Here is a 25,144-nt window from a genome sequence, read left to right as displayed (position 1 = left end):
GGAAATCAAAAAATCATTCGGAAGGATCACCGAATGATTTTTTTCCTGTCTTTGATAGAGAACTGATTTACACCGCCCGGTTAAATTGGCTGGTGTACAAGTTGTAGTAGAAGCCTTTGGCAGCCAACAGCTCTTGGTGATTGCCTCGCTCTATGATTTCCCCGCCGTTCAGCACGAGAATCTGATCCGCCTCGCGGATCGTGCTCAGCCGGTGGGCAATCACGAAGCTGGTGCGCCCCTTCATCAGCGAGTTCATCGCTTCTTGAATATGCATCTCGGTGCGCGTATCGACGGAGCTCGTCGCCTCGTCGAGGATCAGGATCGCCGGATCGGCCAAGATGGCCCGGGCGATCGTGAGCAATTGCCGCTGCCCTTGGCTCAAGTTGCCGCCCTCTGCGGTCAACTGAGCATCGTAGCCCTGCGGCAGCTTGTGAATAAAGCTGTCGGCGTTAGCGAGCTTCGCCGCTACCTCGACCTCTTCGTCCGTCGCGTCGAGACGGCCGTAACGGATGTTCTCCCGTATCGTGTCGGAGAACAGGTAGGCATCCTGCAGCACGATACCGAGCTGCTGGCGCAGGCTATTCTTCTCCAGCGACCGGATGTCTTCGCCGTCAATCGTAATGCTGCCGCTATCGATATCATAGAAGCGGGTAAGCAGATTGACGATGGTTGTTTTTCCAGCTCCTGTTGGGCCGACTAACGCGATGGTTTCTCCTGGCTTGGCAGTTAGGGAAACATTCTTCAGGGTTGGCGTATCCTTTTTGTAGCTGAAGCTTACATCGTCGAACACGACTTCGCCCCGCACTTGTCCCAATTCTTTTCCCCCATTAGCTGCATCAAATTCGGGTTTGACATCCATTACCTCAAAGACTCTTTCAGCCCCGGCAATGCCGGATTGGATCATATTGAACTGATTTGCAAGCTCATTGATAGGCCGTCCGAATTGCTTGGAATAGTTCAGGAAAGCCACAATAATCCCAATGCTGGTCATGCCTTGGATAGCCATCCAAGCTCCAACGGCCGCAATCATCGCATAACTCGTATTATTAATAACGTTCATGACAGGTCCGATGAAGCCGGACAAAATTTGCGCTTTATTTCCGGACTCTCGCAGCTTCGTATTGATCTTGTGGAAGTCCTCGATCGCTTTTTCCTCATGATTGAATGTTTTAACCACCCGTTGTCCAGAGACTGTTTCCTCAATAAATCCATTGAGCTCACCGAGACTTTGCTGTTGTCCGCTAAAAAATCTGCGGGTCCGCTTAGCGATCTGACCTGTCATACCCATGGCCAAAGGAATAATAAGCAGGCTGAGCAGTGTAAGCCATAGATTCAAGCTAAGCATCATAATAATGGCGCCGACAAGGGTCAGAACACTGGTCAACAGCTGGGTCACGCTTTGATTCAATGTGTTGGTCACATTCTCGATATCGTTGGTCGTCCGGCTCATTAGCTCGCCGTGTGTCTTGCTGTCAAAGTAGGGGAGCGGCAGCTTCTGTAGATGCTCGAACAAATCGCGCCGCAGCTCAAAAACCGTACGCTGTGAAAGTCCGGTAATGACATAGGACTGGATCCAGGAGAGAGCTGCGCCAAATACATAGATAGCAAACAAGGTTAGACATAGCCAAAGCAAACCATCATAGTTTCTAGGGATGATATACCTGTCAATGGAAATCCCGATAAGATAGGGTCCGAGCAAAGCGGATACCGTGCTGAGTGAGGTTAAGATTATAACAAGGATCAGACTTTTGCGCTGTTTGCGCAAGTATTGCCACAATCTACTCAGGGTGGCTTTGGTATTCTTGGCGCGGACAACTTTGCCCATCATTCCGCGGCCCGGACCCATACCCCCACCTGGACCGCCGCCACCAGGGCCCATCATCATAGGAGGGGAGGCTGCAGTCCCTTTATGGCCTTGGGGAGATGAATGCTTCATCGAATCTGAATCTCTATCGTTAGCCATGAGCAACAGCCTCCTCGCCTAATTGTGATTTATAAATGTCTTGATACACCGCGCTGGACCGGTATAGCTCCTCATGGTTGCCTTCTGCAACGACTTGCCCGTCCTCCAGCACAATGATGGTATCCGCTTCGAGCACGGATGATATCAGCTGAGCTATTACGATACGTGTGGTTTGCGCGGATTGCTCCTTGAGCGCCTTCTGGATCCGTGCTTCCGTTCCTAAGTCGACAGCGCTTGTGCTGTCATCCAGAATGAGCACCGGAGGCTTCACGAGAATGGCCCGAGCTATGGAAATTCTCTGCTTTTGTCCGCCGGAGAGGTTAACGCCTCTCTGTCCTACGACCGTCTGGTAGCCATCCGGCATTCCCATGATGAAGTCGTGGGCCTGTGCAGCCATAGCGGCAGCTTCCACTTCTTCTTGCGTCGCATCGGGCTTGCCGAAGCTAATATTTTCCTTTATCGTACCGGTGAATAGGATCGCTTCCTGCAGAACGACTCCAATGCGGGTTCGCAAATGCTGCAGGTCAATATCCTTCACATCGGTTCCGTCAATGAGTATACGTCCCGCGGTAGTGTCGTACAGCCTTGGAATAAGGTTAACCAGGCTGGTTTTGCCTGAGCCTGTCGCGCCGAGAATAGCTATCGTTTTGCCAGGCTGAGCCGTGAAGCTGACTCCTTTTAGAACAAGTGACTTCGTATCATTGGAGTTCCTGTGCTCAGCATCGGCACCAACATTGGCACTAATACTAGCATCAGCAGCAGAGTCGGTGTGATAGGCAAAGGAAACATTATCAAATACAACTTCTCCACTGTGGATAACGTTGGTTTTGGCAGTTGAACTGTTGCTGATTTCCGTTTCCATCTCCAACACTTCGTTCATCCGCTCAGCGGAGGCTCTGGCACGGGATACGTTCATCAATACCATACTGACCATCAGCAGAGAGAACAGCATCTGAGTCACATAGTTGAGAAATGCAATTAAATCCCCCACTTGAATCGAGCTGTTCCATACATGCATCCCACCGAACCAAAGCACGAGCGCAATGCTGGCATTCATAATTAGCATCATAAGCGGCATGATCAATACGACTATACGAGTGGCTTTAGTAGCAATTTCCATTAATTCTTCGTTGGATTTGCCGAATCTTTTATTTTCGAAATCAGCACGGACAAAAGCCTTGACGACCCGAATACCAGTCAAATTTTCCTGCAAAACGTTGTTTACACTGTCCAGCTTCTTCTGCACCTTAGAAAATAGCGGGAAGCCTTTGCGGATAACTGTGATCAGCACGACTAATAGAATCGGGGTGACACCGGCTAATACCAAGGCTAGTGATGGACTAATTGTAATAGCCATAATCAAGCTGCCGATTACCAGGAGAGGGGCTCTGACTAATATACGCAGCGTCATCAAGACCACATTCTGCACCTGTACAACATCATTCGTTAGCCGAGTGACGAGAGAACCGGCCTTGAAGGTATCCAGCGTGCGGAATGAGAACGATTGCACTTTAATGAATAGCTCCTTTCGCAGGTCAGCTCCAAAGCTTTGGGAGGCGGTACTGGAAAAGTAAGTGCAGCCGATACCACCGATCAGGCCAATCAAAGCCGTACCTACCATAAGCAGCCCTGTTTGCTGAATGTGAGCCAAGTCGCCATTTTGAATGCCAACATCAACAATACTGGCCATGAATTTCGGCTGAAGCAGGTCCATATAGACCTCGATAAGCATAAAAAGCGGGGCAAGCAAGACAGCTAGCCAGTAGGGCTTAAGATATTTGGTTAATTTCCACATGATGAGCACCTCATTTCGTTTATCGGCATTTCTTTCCCCGGCAGGGCGGCTTTCCATCTTCGCTGCGGCGCCGTCCATGTCTTTGTTCTTGCTCTTGATCTTGTTCTAGATCGAGATTTCTCTTGAGATTGTCATACATTTGCATCAGCAGCCTGCGAAGCAGTTCCTGATCTTCATCTGTAAAGTTTTCAAAGCACTGCGCTTCCATAATTTTAAAAGCATTCCGAACTTCTTCGTGAGCTTCTCTGCCTTTATCCGTCAAATAAACACGGGAAATTCGTTGGTCCTTTTCATCTGGCCTACGCTCTACGAGTCCGTTTTTTTCAGTGCGATTCAGCATGACGGTTATGGTTGCAGGCTTTATGTGCAGCCTCTCGGCAAGCTCCTTCTGGCTTTGACCATCTTGCTTGGAAAGGGCGAAGAGGAGCGGAGGCTGTCCAGGATACACTTCTTGATCTTGAAGCAGACTGTGCATGGTATGGCGGTGCGTCCTTAGGACTCGCATAAACACGGCATGTAGTGAATCTGGAGTATGAGTATCCATGGGTCTTCCCTTCTTATTCATTTAATTAGTCGACTAACTATATTATTACCATTTGTTTCTGAAGCCGTCAACTGTTGTGAATGGAAATGATTGAAATACGGCTATCAGAAGCAAATATAAGGGGGAATGTTGGAGTTACTCTACCTTTAATGCAGCCCACAGGAAAGCAAAGCACGCCAGGCAGACTGCCAACGATCCAGTCAGCACGGACACCCAGAACCACGGGGTTCTAACAAAATCCATTGCTGCATCCCAAACGGACTGTATATGATTATCATTCCGGCATTGTTGTATGGATTGCTCGAGGAAGGCTTGTGCATGCCATTCATCCTGTTCCTCTAGCCGCTCCCAAAGCTCAGCATGCAGCAACTGGATCGACTTTTTGTGCTCGCTATTTTTTAACAAAGCCATAGCAGTTCCTCCTAACCCCATATTTTATATATGCTTCCTAATGGCTTAGACACGATGAAGTGTGGAATAGTTTCATGTGGGTTCAGAAAATGTGCACAAAAAAAATCGAAAACCAATTGACTAAATATAGGGTAGTGGGGTATTCTATATTTAAGCAAAAATGAACCATTGGTCCTTAAACAAATATGTAATGAATTAGCCGAGTGTTTAGGGGCGCATATAACAAACTAACCAAGTGAAGGGGAAATGAAAGATGACGAACGTGACGTTGCAAGTAGAAGGTATGAGCTGTGGACATTGTGTCAATTCCATAGAGGGAGCGCTTCAGAAAATCGGTGTAGAGGGGAAGGTCGATCTGGGAAGTAAAGCAGTTACAGTTTCTTTTGATGAACAAAAGGTATCCCTTAATAAAGTAAAAGAGACAATTGAGGATCAAGGATATGATGTTCTTTAATCGATACCGGACGGCAATTCTAAAAATAGAGTGGAGAGTAGCCCTATGAAGAAAATTATGGTTACACTGCTTGCGATAATTGCACTAAGCACCTTGGCGGCGTGCGGCAGCTCGAAAGGAGCAATGACTGCAGGTGACAACCACGGATCCGGGCATGGGGCCAGTCATGGGCAGGCTAGTGCCGGTAATACTAACAGCGGGGCATCCGCTATGGATAAGCTTAAGGCTTCATTTACTTTTGGTGATGGTGGAGTAAATGCCAATCAGGATACAGAAATAACGATACAAGTAACGGCTGAAGACGGTACCCCGGTTAAACAATTTAAAGAAAATCATGAAAAGCTGATGCATCTCATTGTTGTCAGTCAGGATTTATCTTTCTTTAACCATATTCATCCCGATTATCAGGGCAACGGCAAGTTCACGGTAAAAACCCGGTTTCCCTCAGGAAGCAAGTATAAAGTAATTGCCGACTTCATCCCGGATGGAGGCTCCAATCAGACCAAAAGCGAATGGCTGCAGGTCAAAGGACAGGAAGCAGCGATAGCCGAAGTGCTGCCCGACCTCAATCGTATCAAGCAAATCGGAGATAAGGAAGTTGAGCTCAAGCTTAGTGGAACCAAAGCGAAGGAGGAAGTTACTTTAACGTTCAACATTCGGGACGCGGCAACGAAGAAGGGGATCAATAACCTGCAGCCCTATCTAGGTGCGGTAGGACATGTGGTCATTTTATCCAAGGATGCTGAGCAGTACCTCCATGTTCACCCTGTGGATGAAAAAGCGTCAGGACCGGATGCGAAATTCGCTACAACGTTTCCGCAAAGCGGCATCTACAAAATATGGGGCCAGTTCCAGCATGAAGGTAAAGTATTCACTGTACCGTTTGTAGTAGATGTGAAATAAATGATGTGAAACCGACCATCCCAAGCTTGATGAGGGGATGGTTTTTTGTTTTTGTTATCCGCTTAAGCTTGAACGCCCAAAAAAGACGGGCGCTATGAAATAGGCCCGCGGATATCTTCATATAAGGCTTGCAGCTCTTCCTTGCTGTCAAAAATGTTCAGCCAATCGAAGACGGCGAAGGAGAAGTCTACGAAAGCGCGGCCGGTAGCAGTAATCACATGTCCGTCACGGACAACCCGCTGCTGAAGAAATTGGTCGCGTGGAAAAGGGTCGCTTACGCCGAGGCTTGCGATAGAAGCCGGTGAGCAGGAAGTAGTGAAGCTGTGACGGTCCAATATGCCCGCACGGCCAAGAAACTGAGGGCCGTTGCAGATCGCAGCAAGCAGCTTACGCTCCCGGTCGAGCTGTTGAATAAGCTGCGTGAGCTGAGGCGGTTGCTCTGTAATCGGTCCTCCCGGTATCAGCAGCGCCTCTACATCCGGGTAGTCGAAGGCATCTTCAATCGTAGCAGCTGCCGTATAAATAAATCCGGATTGGCTGACGAGAGGATTCCGGTCACTGCCAATGGTAATGATCTCTTTATTACCGACAGTCAGCAGGCGGTGGAAAGCGAACATGACCTCGAACTCGGCCATATTTGGATAAATAAAACATAACACTTTTCCCATTCGTTATCATTCTCTCCTTTTAAAAGAAACCTTCTTTTATGCGCTAATGGGGCGGTCCATCCCCAGCTCTTCATAACTGCACATACCTTGCTCAAGCGCATTCTGGCGCAGTGCCAGGTACAACTCCGCTTTTGTTGCATTGTCATAAGGCAATACAAATAAGGTGCCGACGAACAGCGCTAGAGTCCCCAACAGATACCATCCTATAAAAGAAAGATCCAATACAAACATATCGATCTTTTGGCCTGCTGTCATGTTCTTACTTAATTCAACGGCCCGCTTATACCCGATATTCGGATTATCTCCCAAAATATAAGGAACAAGGCTGTACGCATACGTTTTAACAATACCTGGAATGATGAGCAGCAGGAACCATAAGAAGGTGAGAAAGGCGCGCCACAGCATAGCTTTTATAATATCAAGATATCTCGCTTTGGTAAAAGCGAATCCGAGGTTGTTCATGTTGACATCATTCTGCGCGGCCTGGGAGAAATAACGTCTCGCCCCAACTTCAAGCGGAAAACCGAGAAGAATACGAAAACCTAGAGCAAATAAGATGACAACAGCAGCAACAATGATGATGATTATAAGAGCCACCAAAGGGAAGTCTTCGTTACCTGGAGAATGGAAGCTGGAAGGCCGATTAAAATTGAAATTAAAGGACCCGCTGCTGGAACCTCCGACAAACGCAACAATAAGACTAACTAAAAATGCTTTCCAGTAGGACAATCTGAGCACATCTTTGGCTCTTGCTTTGAGAACCTTGCGATCCCACATGTGTATCCCCCCTAAGACTAATTTTGTTTGTTAAAGTAGGCAGTCCTAATAACCGCTCCTTGTAATAGTACTTACTTCCAGCCAAATTATACCATAAAATGCAGTCCGTAGAGCATCAACTTGTGGTGGGAGGTTATATTGCAGGATAATTGTTGTTATACTGGAAGAACATCATGAATGGTTTGTTTTCCGCTTAAGCCCTTTTTATAAAATAAGATTGGACTTCGATGAAAGGTGGTAATGATTGTGGGATTAAACAAAGAGCAAACGGTGATAGGTTTAGTAGGTACAGGTGTAATGGGGAAAAGTATGGCCGGTCATTTCATTAAAGCAGGCTTTGAGGTTCATGTTTACAATCGTACGAAAGCCAAAGCAGAGGAGTTGCTTGAGCAGGGAGCCAAGTGGCAGGATTCCCCTGGACAATTAGCGCAGCACTGTAATGTTATCATTACGATGGTAGGCTTTCCGAGCGATGTGGAGGAAGTGTATTTGGGTGAGCAGGGGATTCTGCGTAATGCGAAGCCGAACAGCTACCTTATTGATATGACGACATCCAGCCCAGCGCTGGCAGTGAAAATATATGAAGCAGCTCTTGAGCAAAAGATGATATCCTTGGATGCTCCAGTTTCCGGCGGTGACGTAGGAGCTAAGGAAGCAAGGCTGTCTATTATGGTGGGCGGAGCTAAGGAAGCGTTCGATGCTGTGCTGCCGTTGTTCGAAATCATTGGAAAAAACATTGTGTACCAAGGACAAGCCGGAGCTGGTCAGCATACAAAAATGTGCAATCAGATTGCTATCGCAAGCAACATGATCGGCGTATGCGAAGCCCTCGTGTATGCGAAAAAAGCAGGATTAGACCCATCCACCGTGTTGAAAAGCATTGAGTCTGGAGCAGCGGGCAGCTGGTCGCTCAGTAACCTGGCACCGCGTATTATTGCTGAGAACTTTGATCCAGGCTTCTATGTGAAGCATTTTATCAAAGACATGGGAATCGCCTTACAGGCGGCAGAAGAAATGAAGCTGGACATGCCGGGCCTGTCATTAGCCAAATCATTGTACGAGCAGCTTGCGGCAATTGGCGAAGAGAACAGCGGCACTCAAGCATTGTACAAAATTATTGATAAGTAAGGAAAAAGACTGCTGTCCGTCTTAGGATTGGTGGGAGTAAGAGCAGGCAAGAGTAAGTGAGAGCAAGCAAGAGCAAGAGCAAGAGCAAGAGCAAAGGCAAGTAAGAGCAACTAGGGACAAGCAAGGCAAATGTTTGACTCATAAAAAGGACACGTGAATGGCGCTGTATGTAGCGCAACTCACGTGTCCTCTTTTATATATAAGTAGTTCGGCCTACTGGGGGTAACGCTACAAATGACTGTATTCATAGCCATACACTCCTTATATATAAGCTATGATATAACAAAGTGGCGGAACTGAGAGTTCCGTTATTTAATCGCTCTCATCCAATTAATGATCATAGCGGAAGCTATAATTCCGTTATATTTGGATAACATGGGGATTTTACCATAAAACGAAGAGATAGCGGAAGGAGCGGTTCCTCTATTTCTTCATTTCTATGCTTTTCTTGGAAATAAGGGAAAAATCATTTCCGCTGTTTATATAGAATCACTAATGAGGTAGCTGGAATTCAAGTAAGGTTTTAATCTAAGTGTCTACAGACTCCGAACTGGGATGCAAATGATTCAATTACTCCTCTACATAAGGAATAGTAAGTGGTCCCTGCGGGAGTACAGCCACACTCATCCCCTCGCCATATATTTTCTTGAGCTCGCTTAGCGTATCTGCAATGCTGCTCATAGGCTTCAGCATGGACTTCCTGATTTCCTCATCCGGCAGGGTTGATTGAACATAAACATCAGCCCACACTTGAATGACTGCCTGCTTCTGGACCTGCCACTGGTCGAACATTTGGAAATTCGGATCCTCGATCATATCCAACAGCTGCTGGGGGGTGTCGGCCATCTGTAGAATTTTCGAATAGTTGCCATGATTAGGGATGCCGTCTGAGCATTCAGCGGCACAGAGAATCGCTCCTCCTTGCTTGACGATTTTATGCGCGGCACTCATGCCCTTGACGGCTTGATATAGGTTCTGATCAAGCGGATAACCAGAGTTCGAGGTGATAACCACGTCGAACCGTTCCTCGCATCGAGCCATAGCATGCTGCTTCGTAAAGGCACAGCCTTCGGCATGCGCAGCGAACAGCTCGCCGGCAAAGACGCCGGTGATTTGCTTTTGTCCGTTGAGCGTGACGTTCAGCATGAATTCGGGCTTGCACATCAGGTTGATTTCGCGAGCCATCTCTTGCAGCGGATTATTGATCAGGTTGCCCCAGGTAGATAAGGGATTGCCGATCATCCGCGCATTGTGGAAGGTCATAATCGTCTCTAGACCAGCGATTCCAGGCATAATCCCCTTGCATCCACCAGAGAAGCCGGCGAAGAAATGCGGCTCAATGAAACCAGTGACGATGCGGAAGTCAGCTTCCACATAGGCTTTGTTTAAGTAGGCGTCACAGCCGAACGAGCTCCGTCCCACCTTGACCAATTCATCAGGCTCCTGACAATGATGATTAATCACCCGTACCTTGTCAACAACTGACTCACCGAGCATTTGTATGAATTCCTCGCGGGTTTGATCCCGGTGAGTGCCAGTTCCGTTAAGTATCGTTATCTGTCCAAGAGGAACATGAGGGAGCTCACTAATAATCCATGGAACCAGCTTATCATTGGGGGTAGGCCGTGTAATATCGCTTATGACTATGACGATCTGATCGGTTGCCTTAACCATCTCGTGTAAGGGTGGCGTACCAATAGGTTGGCGCAGCGCCTCAAGAACGGCTTGCTTCTCTTCGGCCACTCCAGGTATGTCATGCGGCTCCACAAGCACTGCATGATCGGGTACCTCAACAGATAGGCCATGCTTTCCATATAACAGCGTTGTTTTCAATGAAATCACCCCTTATATTGTTACTCTTTGGAGCCGTGCTGCTGATTGATGGCAGGAGCGTATGTACGAATGATCTGCTCGGCTGTCAGCTCCAGCAGCTCGGCTGCCCGATCCATTGCTTCTTGCAGTGTCATGGGTCCGTTCACGATGCTGTGAACGCTCGTAATACCGAGGTCATGCAGCGAATCGATGCCTGTGCCAACGGATCCAGCGAGCGCAACTGTGGGGATGTTCAGCTTCTTGGCTTCGAGGGCGATGCCCATTGGCGTCTTGCCGAAGGCGGTTTGGAAATCGATCTGGCCTTCGCCGGTGATTACCAGATCGGTTCCCAGCAAGTGCTCACGAAGCCCGGAATAGTGGATCACCACTTCGATACCGGGTTGGATCGAGGTGGGGAAGAAGGCGAGAAACGCACCGCCGATTCCTCCTGCCGCACCAGCTCCTGGGAGGTCATGCACGCGGGTACCGGTTTTCGCTTCAATGGTATCGGCCCAAGCAGCCATGTTCCGCTCCAGCTCTTGCACGATGTCGGGGGTGGCCCCTTTCTGCGGGCCATATACATGGGACGCACCCTTCGGGCCAATGAACGGGTTTTGCACGTCCGAAGCGATGAGGAAGCGGGACTCGGCGATGCGCGGATCCCACGCGCTATCATCAATGGCTGCGATCTCGCTTAGCGCGCCGCCGCCCCAGCGGACCGGGCTGCCCGATGCATCCAGCAGCCGCATCCCAAGCGCCTGCAGCATGCCGGCGCCCCCATCATTGGTGGCGCTCCCGCCAAGCGCCAATATAAATTCACGGCATCCGGCGTCGAGCGCCTGCCGTATCAATTCGCCTGTGCCGTAGGTGGTCGCGATGAGCGGGTTGCGCTGCTCGGCGGTGATGAGGCACAGGCCGGATGCACTGGCCATCTCGATTACGGCCACTCGCTGCTCCTGCCCTATTAGGCCATAGGCCGCTTCCACGGGCAAGCCGATCGGGCCGGTTACGACAGCGTCTACTTTCCTGCCGCCTGCGGCATGGATGAGACTGTCCATCGTGCCCTCACCTCCATCGGCAACCGGCACCTTTACAGTATCCGCTTCCGGAAGATACCGCTTAATACCTCGCTCAATAGCTGCTGCGGCATCGGCCGCGCTAATGCTGCCTTTAAATGAATCGGGAGCAATTACAATTTTCAATAGGAACGCCGCCTTCCTTTAATTTTTTCCTGGTATAGATAACGGGTTGATGCTGTTCAGCTTCTGGCTTCCGTCCCCTTACGGTTGATAAGTGAATGGTTGTTCGCAGACAGCTTTAATTCGCTGTGGCTCGGTGGGTTGCTTATACCGCTATTATATAGGAGGACAAATCAGAAAGAATTAGTTATAATATACAAAAAAATCATTGATATAAAACTATATATTTATTTATTTTACATAAAAATATTGGATGAAATTGGGTGGGTGTTAGGGATGCTTACTAAGGATATAGCCGAAAACATTGTGCGGGAGACGATGCATCGCTTGCACCGCAATATCAATATGATGGACATCGAGGGGGAAATTATTGCATCCGGTGATAGTAAGCGACTAGGGGAGCGGCATGAAGGAGCGCTGGAGGCGATTCGCACGGGCAAACCTCTGATTATTGATGAAGCGAACCGGATGCATTGGAAAGGAAGTCTGTGCGGGATTAATGTCCCCATCGTGTTTCGAGAGCAGATAGTTGGAGCTATAGGCATTACCGGTCAACCCGAGGATGTCTCCGAATTCGGAGAAATCGTGAAGATGACGACGGAGCTGATGCTCAACCAGAGGATTTTGACGTCTCAGCAGGAATGGCGAAACCGGGCAAAAGAAGCCATATTGGAAGAATTGATTAAGATGGATTCAGATTTTGAAAAAGTCGATGATCGATTGCAAATGCTTAACCTCCGACTAAAGCCTGCTTATTATGCTTACATTCTAGAAACGAATCAGGATGTGGCCTACAACGAACAGCTGGTTCGAAAAATAGAGGAAATGACCGGAGTGGGGCAGGCTTTGGTATGCGTAGTCGGCCCTGGCAAAATTGTCATCCTCCTGTACGGTATTACCGAGGGGAAAGCGGCGGATAAAAGAGAGCGGCTGTGTGAAATGCTGCTGCACTTGGGAGTCTCTTTCCGTGTAGGATATTCTCTCCCGACAAAGAACCGTGCGGATATTCCGGCTGCCTTTCGGGAGGCTGAGTTTGCGCTGCAGTTTGGGGGGAACGGGAACGGGATGACCTCTTACGCAGGCTTCGAGCCTCGGGCAATTGTTGCGCAGTCGGATGCAGGGAGCAAAAATAGATTTGCGGAGCGACTTCTTGGGGAGCTGCCCGAGACGCTCATCGAAACACTGCAAGCATTTTTGGATTGCAGCATGAGCATCCAAGAAGCCGCGCAATCGCTCTATGTTCATAGGAATACGATGATCTACCGACTTAAGCGGATTAAAGAGCTCACAGGCTGCGATCCGCAAGTGTTCACGGAAGCAGCGGCGCTGCAGATGGCTCTATGGATTGACTGGGAACGCAAGCATAAGCATAAGCAGAAGGCCGATCTAGTTGAATAACATGACAGAAGGAGTGGGCAGTGGCCCCAGTTTTTTGTACATTATATCTTCAGAAACTAATTTTTGAACCCCGTTGCATAGCTAGATAAAGAAAAAAGATATTGAAAAAAATGGAAAATAACTATACAATCATCCTAGCAATTAAAACGGTGGGTTACTGGCGTAAACGTGGATAACCACGAGGGAGCACACTGATAATCGGCCGTACGCCTGGGCAAAGTATTTGATCAATGATCAAGTACTTTTTTTGTTATAGAGGTTGTTCTAAAAAAACGAGAGGTCAGGTGTTCGTAATGAAAATGGCATTTGTATTATTTGATCAGATGACAACCTTGGATTTTAGTGGTTTTTTCGAAGCTGTGACGTGGTTGAAAATCTTAAATGCAATGGATAACGTATCATGGGATCTCTGCTCTACAAAAGAAGAGATCAAGGACGATCGGGGCATGACAATAAAAATAAATCATGTTCGACCCGACTTATCAGCGTATAATTTATTGTTTATCCCAGGAGGAATGGCCACAAGACAATTACAATATGATAAGGATTTCGTATCTTGGCTGCAAACAGCTCAGGATGTAAAATATAAAGTTTCAGTTTGTACGGGTGCCTTACTTTTGGGGGCAGCTGGATTTCTAAGTGAAAAAAGGGCAACGACGAATCCATCCGCTTACGAGTTATTGGTACCTTATTGTTCAGAGGTGGTTAAAGAGAGAGTGGTGAGGGATGGAAATGTTTTTACTGGCGGGGGAGTATCCACATCGATTGATTTAGGACTTTATGTAGTCGAATCTTTAACGAATGCTGAAATAGCCAATAAGGTTAAACAAGTTATGGATTATCCTTATTATCAAACAGGAAGTTTTATGTGAAAAGATGATGAAACCAAACTATCAAAAATCCCCTTACGCTAAACTAATAGCGGCAGGGGATTTTTTTATATAAACCATGTGTCATTAGAACTTCAATATCATGTTGCTAAGCGATCTGTATTGGTAGCTTTGGTGTATCAGCTCAGGCTTCCGGTGCTTGTCGCCAGCTCCCATAGCTAGGAATAGAGGCAGGAAATGCTCTTGATCCGGGGTGGCGTCTTTGGCATGGGGAGCAAGTCTTTCGTAATCGAACAGAGAGGTGGTATCCCAGCTCTGTATGTGTTGAATCATCCAGTCATCGAATTCCTTGGCCCAGCTGTCAACGCGATCCGGCTCACGCAGATCTAGTTTACGGAAGTTGTGAACCGTGGCTCCACTGCCAATAATGACGATGTTGCGCTTTTCTGCAAGCACGGCCAGCGCTTGACCGATGCTGTACTGCTGTGCCGGCGGCAGCAATGGGTTTACGGACAATGCAATAACCGGAATATCTGCTTCAGGGAATAAATGCCGCAGTATAACCCAAGCCCCATGATCCAAGCCCCGAGTAGAATCATATTGTGCGGAAATTCCAGCTGATTCAAGCAGTGCATGAACTTCCTCGGCAATCGCCTTGGAGCCAACTGCCGGATATTTCACACGAAATAAGGCATCAGGAAAGCCACCGAAATCGTATATCGTTTCATAAGTTGTGTCCGTATAGGTTAGGGATTGCTCCCTTTTCTCCCAGTGGGCACTGAACAAAATAACCGCCTCAGGCTTGCCCAGCTGTTCTCCCAACCGACGTATGTCTTGTGTGTAAGGTATGTCTTGAAGAGCAAGCATAGGCGATCCGTGTCCGATAAAATAAGATGCTCCCATTATTGTTACCTCCTTAATGATATTGATTCAATCGATTTATATAAATAGTTCATGTTCCGAAAGAAGCAGCTGTCGATCAAGCTGCCAATGATGCTGCCGTCGTCTTACGCTTTACGTGCAAACAGAAGTCGGTCGATTCCCCAGCCCTTCATAGGGTCAACAGTAAGACTTAGAGCAGCCAGCATGTAAGCAAGCTCCAATTCAAAGCCTGCAGCTTGAGCGTTGCCCAAGAGCCCCATAGGCAGCTTCACTACAATGATAGCCCCAATCATCAACAGAACATATGCGATGGATATATAACGAGTCGCGAAGCCTAAAAGTAATGCCGCACCGCCAATTAACTCTAAATAAGCGACAACATATGCAAAGAATCCAGGTAAGCCGATGCTGCTAAACCACTCCGCGGTATTACCTAATCCCATTTGGAATTTGGCAACCCCATGTCCGATAAACATTACACCTAATAGAATACGTACAATTGTATAAATAATACTGCTTGCTTGATTCAATATTTTCTCCCCCTATAACTTTAAAATAGTAAGTTGATTACTTTAAATAAAATTTATCACGAAAATAGGGTCAGTGTCAATATAAATATATGTAAAATATAATTATTATTTGTATTACTAATATTCAAATCGTTTTTTTAACAGTAATGCCCAAATGGCGACACGGACTTTTTCGATTAATAAAAAAACTGCCCCATACCTGTTAAGGTCGAGCAGCTCTCTAGACTTCAGTCTTTTCGATTTTCATTATAGCTGGCGATCAATATCACAGCCGTTTCTTCGCCAATATTGGTTACTTGGTGAGGAACGAATGATTGCCAGGAGAAGGTATCGCCTTCCTCAAGGATGTATTCGTCTTCCCCCTGTTTGGCGAGCAGCTTTCCTTTTAGCACAAGATGGCATTCCACCCCCTCGTGGACGCTTAACTCCAAGTTAGAAGGGGGACCTGGGGGCACCTCGATCAGCAGCATGCGGAGCCCGCCCTCCTGACCAAGATGCTCTACTTTTAATTGATCCTTGTACATGCTGAAGGTGCGCTCTTTGTTGCGTACCACCTTCATTCGCTCCTCCTGCTTCAACAGAAGGAAGGCAAGCGGAACCTGCAAAACACCGGCAATTGAATCCAAGGTAGCTAAGGAAGGCGAGGTTTTATTGTTTTCGACCAGACTCATGAAACCTTGTGACAGGCCGGTTGCTTCACATAATTGCCCAATGGTAATTCCTTTTTTTTTGCGGATAGTTCTTATTGCTGCACCGATTTCCATCTTTCCAGCTCCATTTGTTTGAAAATGTATCGTATTTGTTTCCATCTTAGCGAAACCGCGGCAGGAAATCCAGAACTTCGACTAGGAGTTTGTCTAACGAAAGCAAAACCATGAATATTATTTCACAAGGCACGAATGCCTGCTCTTCGAATGAAAATCGGTTCAGCAGCTTTTTTTATATCTATCCGTCACCTAAATGTGTTTTAATAATACTAATATAACAAACGGAAAAGACCTAGATGCCCGTACAGGGTAGGCCAAACAGGGTATTGTCGGAGGGACGGCTTATGAGCATGATTGCAGTTTTGGCAGGTTCAGGCATACTGATGCTGCTTGGTTTGATTCACTTGTATTGGGCGGCAGGAGGCAAATGGGGCACGAAGGGAGTGCTTCCAGTGAGAGAAGGGGAGACAGAGCCGTTATTCGAGCCACGGCCAGCAGGAACGGCTGTCATTGCCGTCATTCTCTTTGCGATCTCAATTATGGTTCTGGCTCATGGCGGTTTGCTGCCAGGGTTTGGACCCAATGTGGTGACAGGCTGGGGCTGCACGATTTTCGCAGCGGCATTTCTGCTGAGGGCTATTGGGGATTTTCGTTATCTTGGTTTTTTCAAACGTGTAAAAAGCACGCGGTTCGCCGCTATGGACACACAGCTTTACAGTCCGTTGTGTTTACTGATGGCCGTGTTGTTGTACTTGGCTTCACTGTAGGACATACAACGATAAAGAAGGCCGCTCCTCAATATGAGGAGGGCCTTCTTTTCACGCTATAGGCTGCAAAAGGTATACAAGTTACTGCTGTTCCACTCGGTGATACGGTTGCTAGCCGTGCCTTTATGTAGCCAGTACTATACTCGAATGCCGCACTCTTTTACCAAAGTTGGCCAATGTAGGACGAACTTATCTTTCCACTTGTCTTCCGGCAATTCATTGATCCAATTCGAGATTTGATCGAGCCCCATGTCCTGCAACTTATGCATGACCAGCTCTTTTTCACAAAGTTCATCTGTTGCTAGCACGAACAATCCCTCCAAATGAAAGTATTCTCAACAAAACATTATATGCAGCAATATGGGAAGATGTGACATCTTGCCAAATATTTTTTCGATATCTCAGTAGCGGTAATCGTTTCACCAATAGGGATATGGAAAAAAGACAGCGGCTCCCCAAGAAGGAAGCTGCTGTCTTTCTTTATAAGCTAAAGCTAATGAGTTCGAATTAAATCTCGAACGAGCTTTTCAAGGATACAATGCGGTTGTAAACATGCTTGCTCGCAGAGGTGTGCTTCGGATCGACATTAAAGTAACCGTGGCGGAAAAATTGAAGCTTGTCATGGGGCGTGGCATCCTTCATATTCGGCTCCACATAGCCACTGATAATTTGCAAGGAGTTAGGGTTAATGCGGTCGAGGAATGAGTCCCCCTCTTCCTTGGCGTCATCCATAATGAGCGGTTCGTATAGACGGAACTCGGCAGGGATCGCCTGAGTAGCTTCCACCCAGTGGATTGTCCCTTTGACCTTGCGCCCGGTAAAACCGCTGCCGCTCTTCGTTTCCGGATCATAGGTGCAATGGATTTCTGTTACATTGCCCTCTGCATCCTTGATGAACTCATTGCACTTGATGAAATAGGCATTCTTCAAGCGGACTTCGTTGCCAGGGAACAAGCGGAAATATTTATTCGGCGGGTTCTCCATAAAGTCGTCCTGCTCAATATAAATTTCACGTGAGAACGAAATTTGGCGGTTGCCCATTTCTGGATTCTCGGGGTTAATCTCAGCATCCAATTGCTCGACCTGACCTTCCGGATAATTCGTGATGACAACCTTCAGAGGGCGCAGCACAGCCATAGTCCGCGGAGCTTTCAGCTTCAGATCCTCACGGATAAAATGCTCCAGCATCCGCTCATCCACAATGCTGTTGCTGCGAGTAACTCCAGCCTCACGAACGAAAGTACGGATCGATTCAGGAGTAAAGCCTTTGCGGCGCAAACCGGAAATGGTCGGCATCCGAGGATCGTCCCATCCGTCTACGATATTCTCATCCACAAGCTGCTTCAGAAATCGTTTGCTCATGACGGTATTGGTTATGTTAAGCCGTGCAAACTCGTATTGCTTCGGCTGGTTGGACATTTCACATTCTTCGATGACCCAATCGTAAAAAGGACGTTGGTCTTCAAATTCCAAGGAACAGAGGGAGTGGGTAACTCCTTCAATTGCATCTTCAAGCGGGTGGGCAAATGTGTACATCGGGTAGATGCACCATTTATCACCTGTATTATGATGGGTGGTATGGGAAATACGATAGAGGGCCGGGTCGCGTAAATTGATGTTTGGTGACGCCATATCAATTTTCGCACGCAGAATTCGTTCGCCGTCCTTAAACTCACCGTTGCGCATCCGTTCGAATAAATCCAGATTTTCTTCAACGCTGCGGTCACGGTGAGGACTATCCTGACCTGGCTGCGTTAAGGTTCCACGGGTAATGCGGATCTCTTCAGCAGACTGATCGTCGATGTAGGCTTTGCCTTTCTTGATCAGAAGCACTGCGCGATTGTACATTTCTTCGAAATAATCTGAAGCATAGAACAAAGCATCCCACTCGAAGCCGAGCCAGCGGATGTCTTCTTTAATAGATTCAACATATTCGATATCTTCTTTTACTGGGTTCGTATCGTCGAAACGAAGATGAGCTCGGCCCTTAAATTCGTCAGCCAACTCGAAATTAATGCAGATTGCTTTGGCATGCCCAATATGCAAATAGCCGTTGGGTTCAGGAGGGAAGCGGGTAACGATATGATCGACTTTGCCGGAATTTAAATCTTCAATAACAATGTTTTTGATAAAATTAGATGATGCAGACGGGTTTTCCAACACAATCAACCTTTCTCAGTAGATTAAGAAAGTATAAGCTTAGCTTTATACTTTATCCTCGCGTAGTAGTTTATTATCATATAATACACAAAAACGCTGTGAAATATAATGGTTGCTTCTCTGAATCTATGATTTTTTTGGCGAATGCTTAGATGCTTGTACCAAAAAAGAGCTGCCAGGGCAGCTCTCAAACTGTAATTGCTATTCCAGCTCCCCATCATTTTGCGCAGCTTGGCCACCTAGGATGGTGAGTCTTTTTCCATAAAACAGGAAGGGCTTTTGTAGAAAGAAAGAAGAGCTATGCATTTTCACGTGGAAAGCACATATACTTTGACATTTCTTTTGACGCCAAAATTGAGTGCTTGTCCAACATCATCCATAAAGACATCGATTCGCGAACCCCTGACTGCTGATCCAGTATCCTCCGCCGTACGAATGCCGACCCCGTCAATGTAAACCGTCGTTCCAATAGGGATAATTGAGGGATCAACCGCGATAGTTCTTCCTTCCTCAGCTTTACTGCCACTATAGGTGATTCCATACTGAGGATGGGAAGCTGTTTTGCCAGTTGATTCAATGCCTGCTGTATAGGCGGTAAGTGTGGAGCTTAATACTCTCTTGATAGTTTTGCTCTGTCCATCCGGCAGGGGAATAGCTGTGTCTGAATTGGGAATTTGCAGCTGCTGTCCTACTGTTAGCCGTTTGGGGTCTATAGTATCGTTTAATGCCATCAGGGAGGGGAGCGACACGTTGAATTCTTTTGCAATTTTATATAGCGTATCCCCGGCATTCACCTGGTAGTTCAATGGCTGCGGTATAACAACTTCTGCCTCCGGAACAGGGTCCGATTCAGGAATAGAGCAAGGGCAGTAAATCGGGCCATAAGCAAGCTCATTCATGTCGTACGCATCCTCATCATAATAGTAAGCGAAGGCTTGCAAGGCAGTACCTGACATACAAACAAGTAAAACACCAAGTATAAGAATGAATCTTAGCTGATGCATATAGTCTCAAATCCTCCCTTTTCAAATCGTAATAATAGAGTCATTAATAGAGTTCTAATACTAGATTTGCCGGATTTACTGGAATGTAAACCTATCAAGCTACTATTTACCCAACATATTTGGAATGAATCGTAAAGGATATATATGAAGTCGGTACATAATTTCCCATAAAGTTGCGATATTGCTCCCGCATTGTTTTGTTAGGATGAAGTTGTGAGAGGCAAGTCCTTACACCATTTCAACTGCAAAGGAGCAATGTAAAATGAAAAAAGCATGGCATTATGTAACCGCAGGTACATTGATGTTTTCACTAACTTTAGGTCTTGTTGGAGGTGCCTCGGCTGAAACCGCAGGCCAAATTTCAAAGGTACAGGCGGTTGAGTCTGTCAGTATTTCAATGAATGCATTGAATGGGGAAGCGAAGCCGGTGTTCATGTATCGGATAGCTCATCCAGGACTGTTGCAGAATGAAGCGCATGAACGTAAATATTTGCAAATGCTGGTCAAGGCCTACACCCCGGCGGATGAAGCTGCTTGGTTAGCTGCATTCGAAGGACGTAAACAGGTTGAAGAGCAATTCCCTAAGATGTCTTCGACCCGTGCAATCAAGGTTACTGAGGCTGCTAAGCTTCAAAAGCTGGACAAGAATATCGTACCTTCCTTAACAGAGGTTGGGGAGCATGGTATGGAAGTTGTGGCTCCGAATGAAGGACAGGAAGGGAAAAATTTATTTAGCGTTCGTTTGAATAAATCCACTAATTCCGAAGTCGGGACTGAGTCTACAGGGGCTATTTTTCCATTGGATGCAGTGGTTTCGGATGGTATAATTAGCACACAAGAATCAGAGGCTTCACCGCAACTTAAACTGCAAGTGGATTTCACTAAAGCGGTGGAAGCGGATGATAGCTCGGCAATCAAGGAGCTGCTCCCCAAGCTGTTGAACGACTATAAAGAGAAGACTGCACAGATGAGTAAAGCGCTAGAGATATCTAAAGAGAATCAAGAGCAAGAGAGCCGGAAGTAGGCAATCCGAAGAAGGACGTAACGTAACGGTTGCGTCTTTTTTTCCATGGTTGATCCAAGCAAAGGATAAGCTGTTTGTTATTCTTTGCTTGGATCAGCCATGACAAACGTGTTCATCCCTAAGGACGGCATAACCGTTTATTGGAGGGATAGGTAAAGGGGAGAGCGAAGGTGTATCGTATTTATTTGGTAGAGGACGAACCGAATTTGAATCAGGTGCTGGCTTCTTATTTACGTAATGAGGGTTGGGAAGTAGAGACCTTTGTTGACGGAGGAGAAGCTCGCAAGGCGATAAGAAATCGCCCTCATTTGTGGATTCTGGACATCATGCTTCCGGGGGTGGACGGCTACCAGCTGATCAGGGAGATCAAGGCTGATCAGGAGAGGCTGCCGGTTATTTTCATATCTGCCCGCGATGCTGACATAGACCGAGTTGTGGGGCTGGAGCTCGGAAGCGATGATTATTTACCTAAGCCGTTTCTGCCGCGTGAGCTGGTGATTAGGACTCGCAAGCTGTTGGAGCGTATTTACACGGATCGTCATGAACTATCCGTAGATTCTTCTAGCGTGCATACAATTCATATGTTGCCCCCGTACCGAATCGATGAGCAGGAGAGAAGAGTGATGGATGAACAAGAAAACCGTGAGCTGGAGCTGACTTCCAAGGAGTTCGATCTGCTTGTTTACTTTGCTGTTCATGCAGGACAGCTGATGGAGCGAGGGCAAGTGCTGGATTCCGTCTGGGGAGATGATTATTACGGCTCGGACCGCGTAGTTGACGATCTGGTTAGGCGACTTCGCAAGAAAATGCCCCATCTCCGTCTGGAGACGGTGTATGGCTATGGCTACAGGATGGTGTTGAAGCTATGAAAAATGTGCCTCTTGCCCTCAAAATATGGCTCGTCATCACGGCGATCACTTTGTGCTTGTTTACATTGCTTGCTTTTTTATTACCGTGGACTCTGAAGGGCTTCTTTACTGAGCAAATTTACGATATATTGCTGGATTCCCAACGGACTGTACCTAGTGAGAATGCTATGAAGGCTGTATCGATTACGGCTGCCCGACCTGTAGAGGCTGTAGGGCGTGTCAATGTTATTCCTAAGGAGAGCTTGCAGAATGATCAGCAGGTTCAACAGAAAACGACAATGAGGTCTGCAATCCGTGTTGACCCGATAGCTGGACTAACAACAGAAGCAAGCAGTGTTATACAAAATGCAGAGCCAACAGAGGAACGACAAGATGGACTTCAAGCTGAATCGACTGCTGTTCCGAGCAGAATGATGAGGGTAATCCAAACAGCCGGGCAGCCGTTCTCCATAACCCTTAGGCCACCTGCCGGACCTGGCATTCAACATATGGTTATGCTGAATGGAGGTTTGGTAAGCAACACGGAAACAACGGTCCCTGTACCGTTTGTTGAAGCTATTGAGCAGGATGCGGAGATGCAAATGGATACGGTTCAGACCTACAACCGCAGCATTGATGACCGCACGATGTTTTACGTTATCCGCAAAGAGCAATTGGAGGGGCAGTCTGGCTTTATGGTTTCATATGCTTGGAGCAATTATCGTAACGATTTGGTCATGACCATGTTCCAACGCCTGATACTGCTTATGATGGTTCTTATCGTCGTTAGTTGGATTCCTTGCTTATGGCTTTCCCGTTACTTGTCTCGGCCCCTTGTGCTGATGGAACAGCAGGTGGGACGAATTGCAAAGCGGGATTGGCATGAGCCGTTTGTACTCAATCGCAAGGATGAGATGGGACGGCTAGCGTTAGCCTTTGAAGCGATGCGTGAACGATTGGTCCGACAGGATAAGTCACAGCAATTTTTCCTGCAAAATATTTCCCATGAGCTGAAAACGCCGGTCATGGTTATTCACAGCTATGCGCAGTCCATTCTCGATGGTATTTACCCAAAAGGAACTATTGCGGACAGTGTGGAGACCATCAAGAGCGAAGCGACACGGTTGGAAAAAAGAATCCACGATCTGCTGTACTTGAACAAGCTGAATTATTTATCGGCGCGGGAAAGAAAGCTTTTCACCTTTGACCTGTCTGTTGTCATTGGTGATTGTGTTGAACGATTGCGTTATCGTCGGCCAGAGCTTGATTGGGAGGTTGAGTTGCCTGTAATGGAGGTCGAAGGAGATTCGGAGCAATGGGGAGTTGCTATCGAGAATGTACTTGATAACCAGCTCAGGTATGCCAAATCGAAGATATCTATTACACTAACCCCTTCTAAGGATGGAACTGCCGCATCACAGGATACGGAGCAAGCAGGTGGGTCGGCAAATAAAGGGATTCGCTTATGGAATGATGGGCCGCCGATTGGAGACGCGCTGAAGGCCAGCCTATTCGACCAATTCCAGACTGGACCGGATGGTCAATTTGGGCTTGGTTTAGCTATCGCTAAGCAGATTCTGGAGGCGCACCAAGCACAGATTAGAGTTAGTAATGAGAGCGAGGGCGCCGGATTTATTGTTGTACCTCATTTCGGTAAGCTTGAGAACCTCGGGAAGCCATGATTATAATGTCTTAGCTGTAGAAAGACCACTACTCGAAATGGAGCAGTGGTCTTTCTGTTAGTTACTGACTAGGAAATGCCTTATAAATTTGTTATAAGAATGTCCCTCGATTTTTCTTTATTGATCCTTTTGGTGTATGGTAACAATAGGAATAGTTTAGACGAAAGAAAAAAGTTGCCGTGAGGTGAAGGATCTATGGAGAATTGGATCGTCGGGGTATGGAAGACGATAAATATTTGGATTCCAGTCATTAATCTACTGTTTGCAGCAGCTATCATTTTTCTCGAAAGACGCAATGTTGGAGTCACCTGGGCATGGCTGATGCTGCTTCTGCTGCTGCCGTTTTTTGGATTCATCATTTATATTTTTCTGGGCCAAAATCTGGCCAGGCAGAAGGTATATCGGATCAGGGCAAGAATGGAGAGACAGGTTCGCCAGCAGATGGCTGTACAGGAGCACACTATCCAGGAGGGCACCTTTCATTACACCGATTCTATCGTGAAGCAGTACGAGCATCTCATTTATATGAATCTAATGAACAGCGCCTCTCCACTGACGCAAAATAATGAAGTGACTTTGTTTATCGATGGAGTAAAGAAATTCGAGGCACTGCTGAATCATATTGCTCTAGCCGAGGAGCATGTTCATCTGCTTTATTACAAGGTGGGTAACGATGAGACGGGAAAACGGCTGCTCAAGGTGCTCACCGAAAAGGCAAAGCAGGGTGTACGGATACGGCTGCTTTATGATGGTATTGGATCCTTGGGTGTTAACAAGAAGCTGTTTCGGGAGCTAGTGGAGGCCGGAGGAGAGGTATGTCCCTTCTTTCCATCGAAAATTCCCTATTTGAATTTCAGACTGAATTATCGGAATCACCGGAAAATTGCTATCATTGATGGGAAATATGGATTTATAGGCGGATTTAACATTGGCGATGAATACTTGGGGTTAGACCGCAAAATCGGATATTGGCGCGACACGCATCTTATGCTCTATGGGGATGCGGTTCATCGCCTGCAGGTGCAATTTATGCTGGACTGGGGCGTCGCTTCGAATGAGACGTTGACGATAGATCCTGTATATTTCCCTGAGCTGGCAGCTACAGAAAAGGCCGCTGTGCAGATTGTATCCAGCGGGCCTAATTCCGAAAAACAGCAAATTAAGAACGGTTATATCAAGCTTATTTTTGAGGCAAAAAAGCGGATTTATGTTCAAACTCCCTATTTCGTACCGGATGATGGCATTCTTAATGCTCTGAGAATCGCCATCCTGTCGGGAATCGATGTACGCATTATGATCCCGAAAAAGAGCGATCATATGCTGGTCCACTGGGCTTCGCATGCGTATATGGGTGATTTATTGCGCGAAGGGGCTACTTGCTATTTGTATGATAACGGATTTCTCCATGCCAAAACGATCATGGTGGATGGCCAGGCGGCTGCAGTAGGAACCGCGAATATGGACCACCGGAGCTTTGAGCTCAATTTTGAAATTACGGCTTTCTTGTATGGTCAAGAAATCACGTCGCGCCTGGAGTCCACATTCGAGCAGGATATGGCGAAAAGCGAGCTGCTGACCTTGGAGACCTTTGAAAGAAGATGGCTGTTGACACGCGCCGCGGAGTCAATGGCAAGGCTGCTGTCTCCCATTTTGTAGCA

At 47.0% G+C, this 25,144-nt stretch carries 24 protein-coding genes and 1 riboswitch; of the genes, 10 read left to right on the top strand and 14 right to left on the bottom strand.

The window, feature by feature from the left end; genetic code table 11:
- Positions 1–67: 67 nt before the first annotated feature.
- The 4 genes from GC093_RS02540 to GC093_RS02525 all read right to left on the bottom strand — a co-directional run bounded on the left by GC093_RS02540 (position 68) and on the right by GC093_RS02525 (position 4,713).
- Complete coding sequence (locus GC093_RS02540; protein WP_216624470.1) at positions 68–1,885, bottom strand: ABC transporter ATP-binding protein; 1,818 nt, start codon at positions 1,883–1,885, stop codon at positions 68–70.
- Positions 1,886–1,955: 70 nt separating this feature from the next.
- Positions 1,956–3,758 (bottom strand): ABC transporter ATP-binding protein, encoded by a 1,803-nt coding sequence (locus tag GC093_RS02535; RefSeq protein WP_171650275.1) that lies wholly within the window; start codon positions 3,756–3,758, stop codon positions 1,956–1,958.
- Positions 3,759–3,777: 19 nt separating this feature from the next.
- Positions 3,778–4,302: a MarR family winged helix-turn-helix transcriptional regulator gene (locus GC093_RS02530; RefSeq protein ID WP_171650274.1), complete on the bottom strand. Its 525-nt coding sequence runs from the start codon at positions 4,300–4,302 to the stop codon at positions 3,778–3,780.
- Positions 4,303–4,437: 135 nt separating this feature from the next.
- Positions 4,438–4,713 (bottom strand): hypothetical protein, encoded by a 276-nt coding sequence (locus GC093_RS02525; RefSeq protein ID WP_171650273.1) that lies wholly within the window; start codon positions 4,711–4,713, stop codon positions 4,438–4,440.
- A gap of 253 nt (positions 4,714–4,966) precedes the next feature.
- Between GC093_RS02525 and GC093_RS02520 the strand changes: the two genes are divergently transcribed.
- On the top strand, positions 4,967–5,167 hold the full coding sequence (locus GC093_RS02520) for a copper ion binding protein (RefSeq protein ID WP_171650272.1): 201 nt from the start codon (positions 4,967–4,969) through the stop codon (positions 5,165–5,167).
- A 45-nt stretch (positions 5,168–5,212) separates the two neighbouring features.
- Positions 5,213–6,070 carry an LptM family lipoprotein gene (locus GC093_RS02515; protein ID WP_171650271.1) on the top strand — a complete coding sequence of 286 codons (858 nt, stop codon included), beginning with the start codon at positions 5,213–5,215 and terminating at the stop codon, positions 6,068–6,070.
- Positions 6,071–6,162: 92 nt separating this feature from the next.
- On the opposite strand, the gene GC093_RS02510 is transcribed toward GC093_RS02515, so the two are convergent.
- Entirely contained in the window at positions 6,163–6,738 is a 576-nt protein-coding gene (locus tag GC093_RS02510; RefSeq protein WP_171650270.1) for a DJ-1/PfpI family protein, read from the bottom strand.
- Between the two features lie 36 nt (positions 6,739–6,774).
- Positions 6,775–7,515, bottom strand: coding sequence for a DUF975 family protein (locus GC093_RS02505; RefSeq protein WP_171650269.1), 741 nt, complete (start codon positions 7,513–7,515; stop codon positions 6,775–6,777).
- 246 nt (positions 7,516–7,761) lie between these two features.
- On the opposite strand from GC093_RS02505, the gene GC093_RS02500 reads away from it, so the two are divergent.
- The gene (locus tag GC093_RS02500) at positions 7,762–8,643 is read left to right on the top strand and encodes an NAD(P)-dependent oxidoreductase (RefSeq protein WP_171650268.1); all 882 of its coding nucleotides are present in this window, start codon (positions 7,762–7,764) and stop codon (positions 8,641–8,643) included.
- Between the two features lie 570 nt (positions 8,644–9,213).
- Here the strand turns inward: GC093_RS02500 and larA are convergent.
- Positions 9,214–10,476 carry a nickel-dependent lactate racemase gene (gene larA / locus GC093_RS02495; RefSeq protein ID WP_171650267.1) on the bottom strand — a complete coding sequence of 421 codons (1,263 nt, stop codon included), beginning with the start codon at positions 10,474–10,476 and terminating at the stop codon, positions 9,214–9,216.
- Between the two features lie 20 nt (positions 10,477–10,496).
- Complete coding sequence (locus GC093_RS02490) at positions 10,497–11,657, bottom strand: glycerate kinase (RefSeq protein WP_171650266.1); 1,161 nt, start codon at positions 11,655–11,657, stop codon at positions 10,497–10,499.
- A 273-nt stretch (positions 11,658–11,930) separates the two neighbouring features.
- Here GC093_RS02490 and GC093_RS02485 point away from each other — a divergent pair, with 273 nt between their 5' ends.
- Both GC093_RS02485 and GC093_RS02480 read left to right on the top strand, forming a co-directional pair.
- A complete protein-coding gene (locus GC093_RS02485; protein WP_171650265.1) occupies positions 11,931–13,052 on the top strand; it encodes a CdaR family transcriptional regulator in 1,122 nt (373 codons plus the stop codon).
- 143 nt (positions 13,053–13,195) lie between these two features.
- Positions 13,196–13,275: riboswitch (ZMP/ZTP riboswitch) on the top strand.
- Positions 13,276–13,345: 70 nt separating this feature from the next.
- Complete coding sequence (locus tag GC093_RS02480) at positions 13,346–13,924, top strand: DJ-1/PfpI family protein (protein WP_171650264.1); 579 nt, start codon at positions 13,346–13,348, stop codon at positions 13,922–13,924.
- Between the two features lie 84 nt (positions 13,925–14,008).
- Here the strand turns inward: GC093_RS02480 and GC093_RS02475 are convergent, their stop codons facing one another.
- The 3 genes from GC093_RS02475 to GC093_RS02465 form a co-directional block, all read right to left on the bottom strand.
- Positions 14,009–14,785 carry a DODA-type extradiol aromatic ring-opening family dioxygenase gene (locus GC093_RS02475; protein ID WP_171650263.1) on the bottom strand — a complete coding sequence of 259 codons (777 nt, stop codon included), beginning with the start codon at positions 14,783–14,785 and terminating at the stop codon, positions 14,009–14,011.
- Positions 14,786–14,889: 104 nt separating this feature from the next.
- Positions 14,890–15,294 (bottom strand): DoxX family protein, encoded by a 405-nt coding sequence (locus tag GC093_RS02470; protein ID WP_171650262.1) that lies wholly within the window; start codon positions 15,292–15,294, stop codon positions 14,890–14,892.
- Positions 15,295–15,521: 227 nt separating this feature from the next.
- Positions 15,522–16,058 carry a helix-turn-helix domain-containing protein gene (locus GC093_RS02465; RefSeq protein WP_171650261.1) on the bottom strand — a complete coding sequence of 179 codons (537 nt, stop codon included), beginning with the start codon at positions 16,056–16,058 and terminating at the stop codon, positions 15,522–15,524.
- Positions 16,059–16,345: 287 nt separating this feature from the next.
- Here GC093_RS02465 and GC093_RS02460 point away from each other — a divergent pair, with 287 nt between their 5' ends.
- Positions 16,346–16,768, top strand: coding sequence for a DUF3995 domain-containing protein (locus GC093_RS02460; RefSeq protein ID WP_171650260.1), 423 nt, complete (start codon positions 16,346–16,348; stop codon positions 16,766–16,768).
- A gap of 137 nt (positions 16,769–16,905) precedes the next feature.
- Here the strand turns inward: GC093_RS02460 and GC093_RS02455 are convergent, their stop codons facing one another.
- From GC093_RS02455 to GC093_RS02445, 3 genes are all read right to left on the bottom strand, one after another.
- Entirely contained in the window at positions 16,906–17,076 is a 171-nt protein-coding gene (locus GC093_RS02455; RefSeq protein WP_171650259.1) for a hypothetical protein, read from the bottom strand.
- Positions 17,077–17,275: 199 nt separating this feature from the next.
- Positions 17,276–18,928: a glutamine--tRNA ligase/YqeY domain fusion protein gene (locus GC093_RS02450; protein WP_171650309.1), complete on the bottom strand. Its 1,653-nt coding sequence runs from the start codon at positions 18,926–18,928 to the stop codon at positions 17,276–17,278.
- 308 nt (positions 18,929–19,236) lie between these two features.
- A complete protein-coding gene (locus tag GC093_RS02445) occupies positions 19,237–19,932 on the bottom strand; it encodes a 3D domain-containing protein (protein WP_171650258.1) in 696 nt (231 codons plus the stop codon).
- A gap of 262 nt (positions 19,933–20,194) precedes the next feature.
- Between GC093_RS02445 and GC093_RS02440 the strand changes: the two genes are divergently transcribed.
- The 4 genes from GC093_RS02440 to cls all read left to right on the top strand — a co-directional run bounded on the left by GC093_RS02440 (position 20,195) and on the right by cls (position 25,142).
- Positions 20,195–20,956 carry a hypothetical protein gene (locus GC093_RS02440; RefSeq protein WP_171650257.1) on the top strand — a complete coding sequence of 254 codons (762 nt, stop codon included), beginning with the start codon at positions 20,195–20,197 and terminating at the stop codon, positions 20,954–20,956.
- A gap of 170 nt (positions 20,957–21,126) precedes the next feature.
- The gene (locus tag GC093_RS02435) at positions 21,127–21,825 is read left to right on the top strand and encodes a response regulator transcription factor (RefSeq protein ID WP_171650256.1); all 699 of its coding nucleotides are present in this window, start codon (positions 21,127–21,129) and stop codon (positions 21,823–21,825) included.
- Positions 21,822–23,486, top strand: coding sequence for a sensor histidine kinase (locus GC093_RS02430; protein WP_171650255.1), 1,665 nt, complete (start codon positions 21,822–21,824; stop codon positions 23,484–23,486). Before GC093_RS02435 ends, GC093_RS02430 begins: the two co-directional genes overlap by 4 nt.
- A gap of 195 nt (positions 23,487–23,681) precedes the next feature.
- Positions 23,682–25,142 carry a cardiolipin synthase gene (cls, locus tag GC093_RS02425; protein WP_171650254.1) on the top strand — a complete coding sequence of 487 codons (1,461 nt, stop codon included), beginning with the start codon at positions 23,682–23,684 and terminating at the stop codon, positions 25,140–25,142.
- The last annotated feature ends 2 nt before the right edge of the window (positions 25,143–25,144 follow it).

This window comes from Paenibacillus foliorum (assembly GCF_013141765.1).
In the GTDB taxonomy this organism is placed as follows: Bacteria; Bacillota; Bacilli; order Paenibacillales; family NBRC-103111; genus Paenibacillus_S; species Paenibacillus_S foliorum.
Note: the sequence above shows the minus strand (reverse complement) of the source record. Positions and strands in the feature narration are given on the sequence as shown.

Excerpts from the sequence above, each read along its gene's own strand:
- GC093_RS02505 (WP_171650269.1), bottom strand. The coding sequence starts at position 7,515 with ATGTGGGATCGCAAGGTTCTCAAAGCAAGAGCCAAAGATGTGCTCAGA.
- GC093_RS02475 (WP_171650263.1), bottom strand. The coding sequence starts at position 14,785 with ATGGGAGCATCTTATTTTATCGGACACGGATCGCCTATGCTTGCTCTT.
- GC093_RS02535 (WP_171650275.1), bottom strand. The coding sequence starts at position 3,758 with ATGTGGAAATTAACCAAATATCTTAAGCCCTACTGGCTAGCTGTCTTG.
- GC093_RS02430 (WP_171650255.1), top strand. The coding sequence starts at position 21,822 with ATGAAAAATGTGCCTCTTGCCCTCAAAATATGGCTCGTCATCACGGCG.
- GC093_RS02515 (WP_171650271.1), top strand. The coding sequence starts at position 5,213 with ATGAAGAAAATTATGGTTACACTGCTTGCGATAATTGCACTAAGCACC.
- cls (WP_171650254.1), top strand. The coding sequence starts at position 23,682 with ATGGAGAATTGGATCGTCGGGGTATGGAAGACGATAAATATTTGGATT.
- GC093_RS02440 (WP_171650257.1), top strand. The coding sequence starts at position 20,195 with ATGAAAAAAGCATGGCATTATGTAACCGCAGGTACATTGATGTTTTCA.
- GC093_RS02525 (WP_171650273.1), bottom strand. The coding sequence starts at position 4,713 with ATGGCTTTGTTAAAAAATAGCGAGCACAAAAAGTCGATCCAGTTGCTG.
- GC093_RS02485 (WP_171650265.1), top strand. The coding sequence starts at position 11,931 with ATGCTTACTAAGGATATAGCCGAAAACATTGTGCGGGAGACGATGCAT.
- GC093_RS02530 (WP_171650274.1), bottom strand. The coding sequence starts at position 4,302 with ATGGATACTCATACTCCAGATTCACTACATGCCGTGTTTATGCGAGTC.
- GC093_RS02480 (WP_171650264.1), top strand. The coding sequence starts at position 13,346 with ATGAAAATGGCATTTGTATTATTTGATCAGATGACAACCTTGGATTTT.
- GC093_RS02445 (WP_171650258.1), bottom strand. The coding sequence starts at position 19,932 with ATGCATCAGCTAAGATTCATTCTTATACTTGGTGTTTTACTTGTTTGT.
- GC093_RS02540 (WP_216624470.1), bottom strand. The coding sequence starts at position 1,885 with ATGATGATGGGCCCTGGTGGCGGCGGTCCAGGTGGGGGTATGGGTCCG.
- GC093_RS02520 (WP_171650272.1), top strand. The coding sequence starts at position 4,967 with ATGACGAACGTGACGTTGCAAGTAGAAGGTATGAGCTGTGGACATTGT.
- GC093_RS02465 (WP_171650261.1), bottom strand. The coding sequence starts at position 16,058 with ATGGAAATCGGTGCAGCAATAAGAACTATCCGCAAAAAAAAAGGAATT.
- GC093_RS02510 (WP_171650270.1), bottom strand. The coding sequence starts at position 6,738 with ATGGGAAAAGTGTTATGTTTTATTTATCCAAATATGGCCGAGTTCGAG.
- GC093_RS02460 (WP_171650260.1), top strand. The coding sequence starts at position 16,346 with ATGAGCATGATTGCAGTTTTGGCAGGTTCAGGCATACTGATGCTGCTT.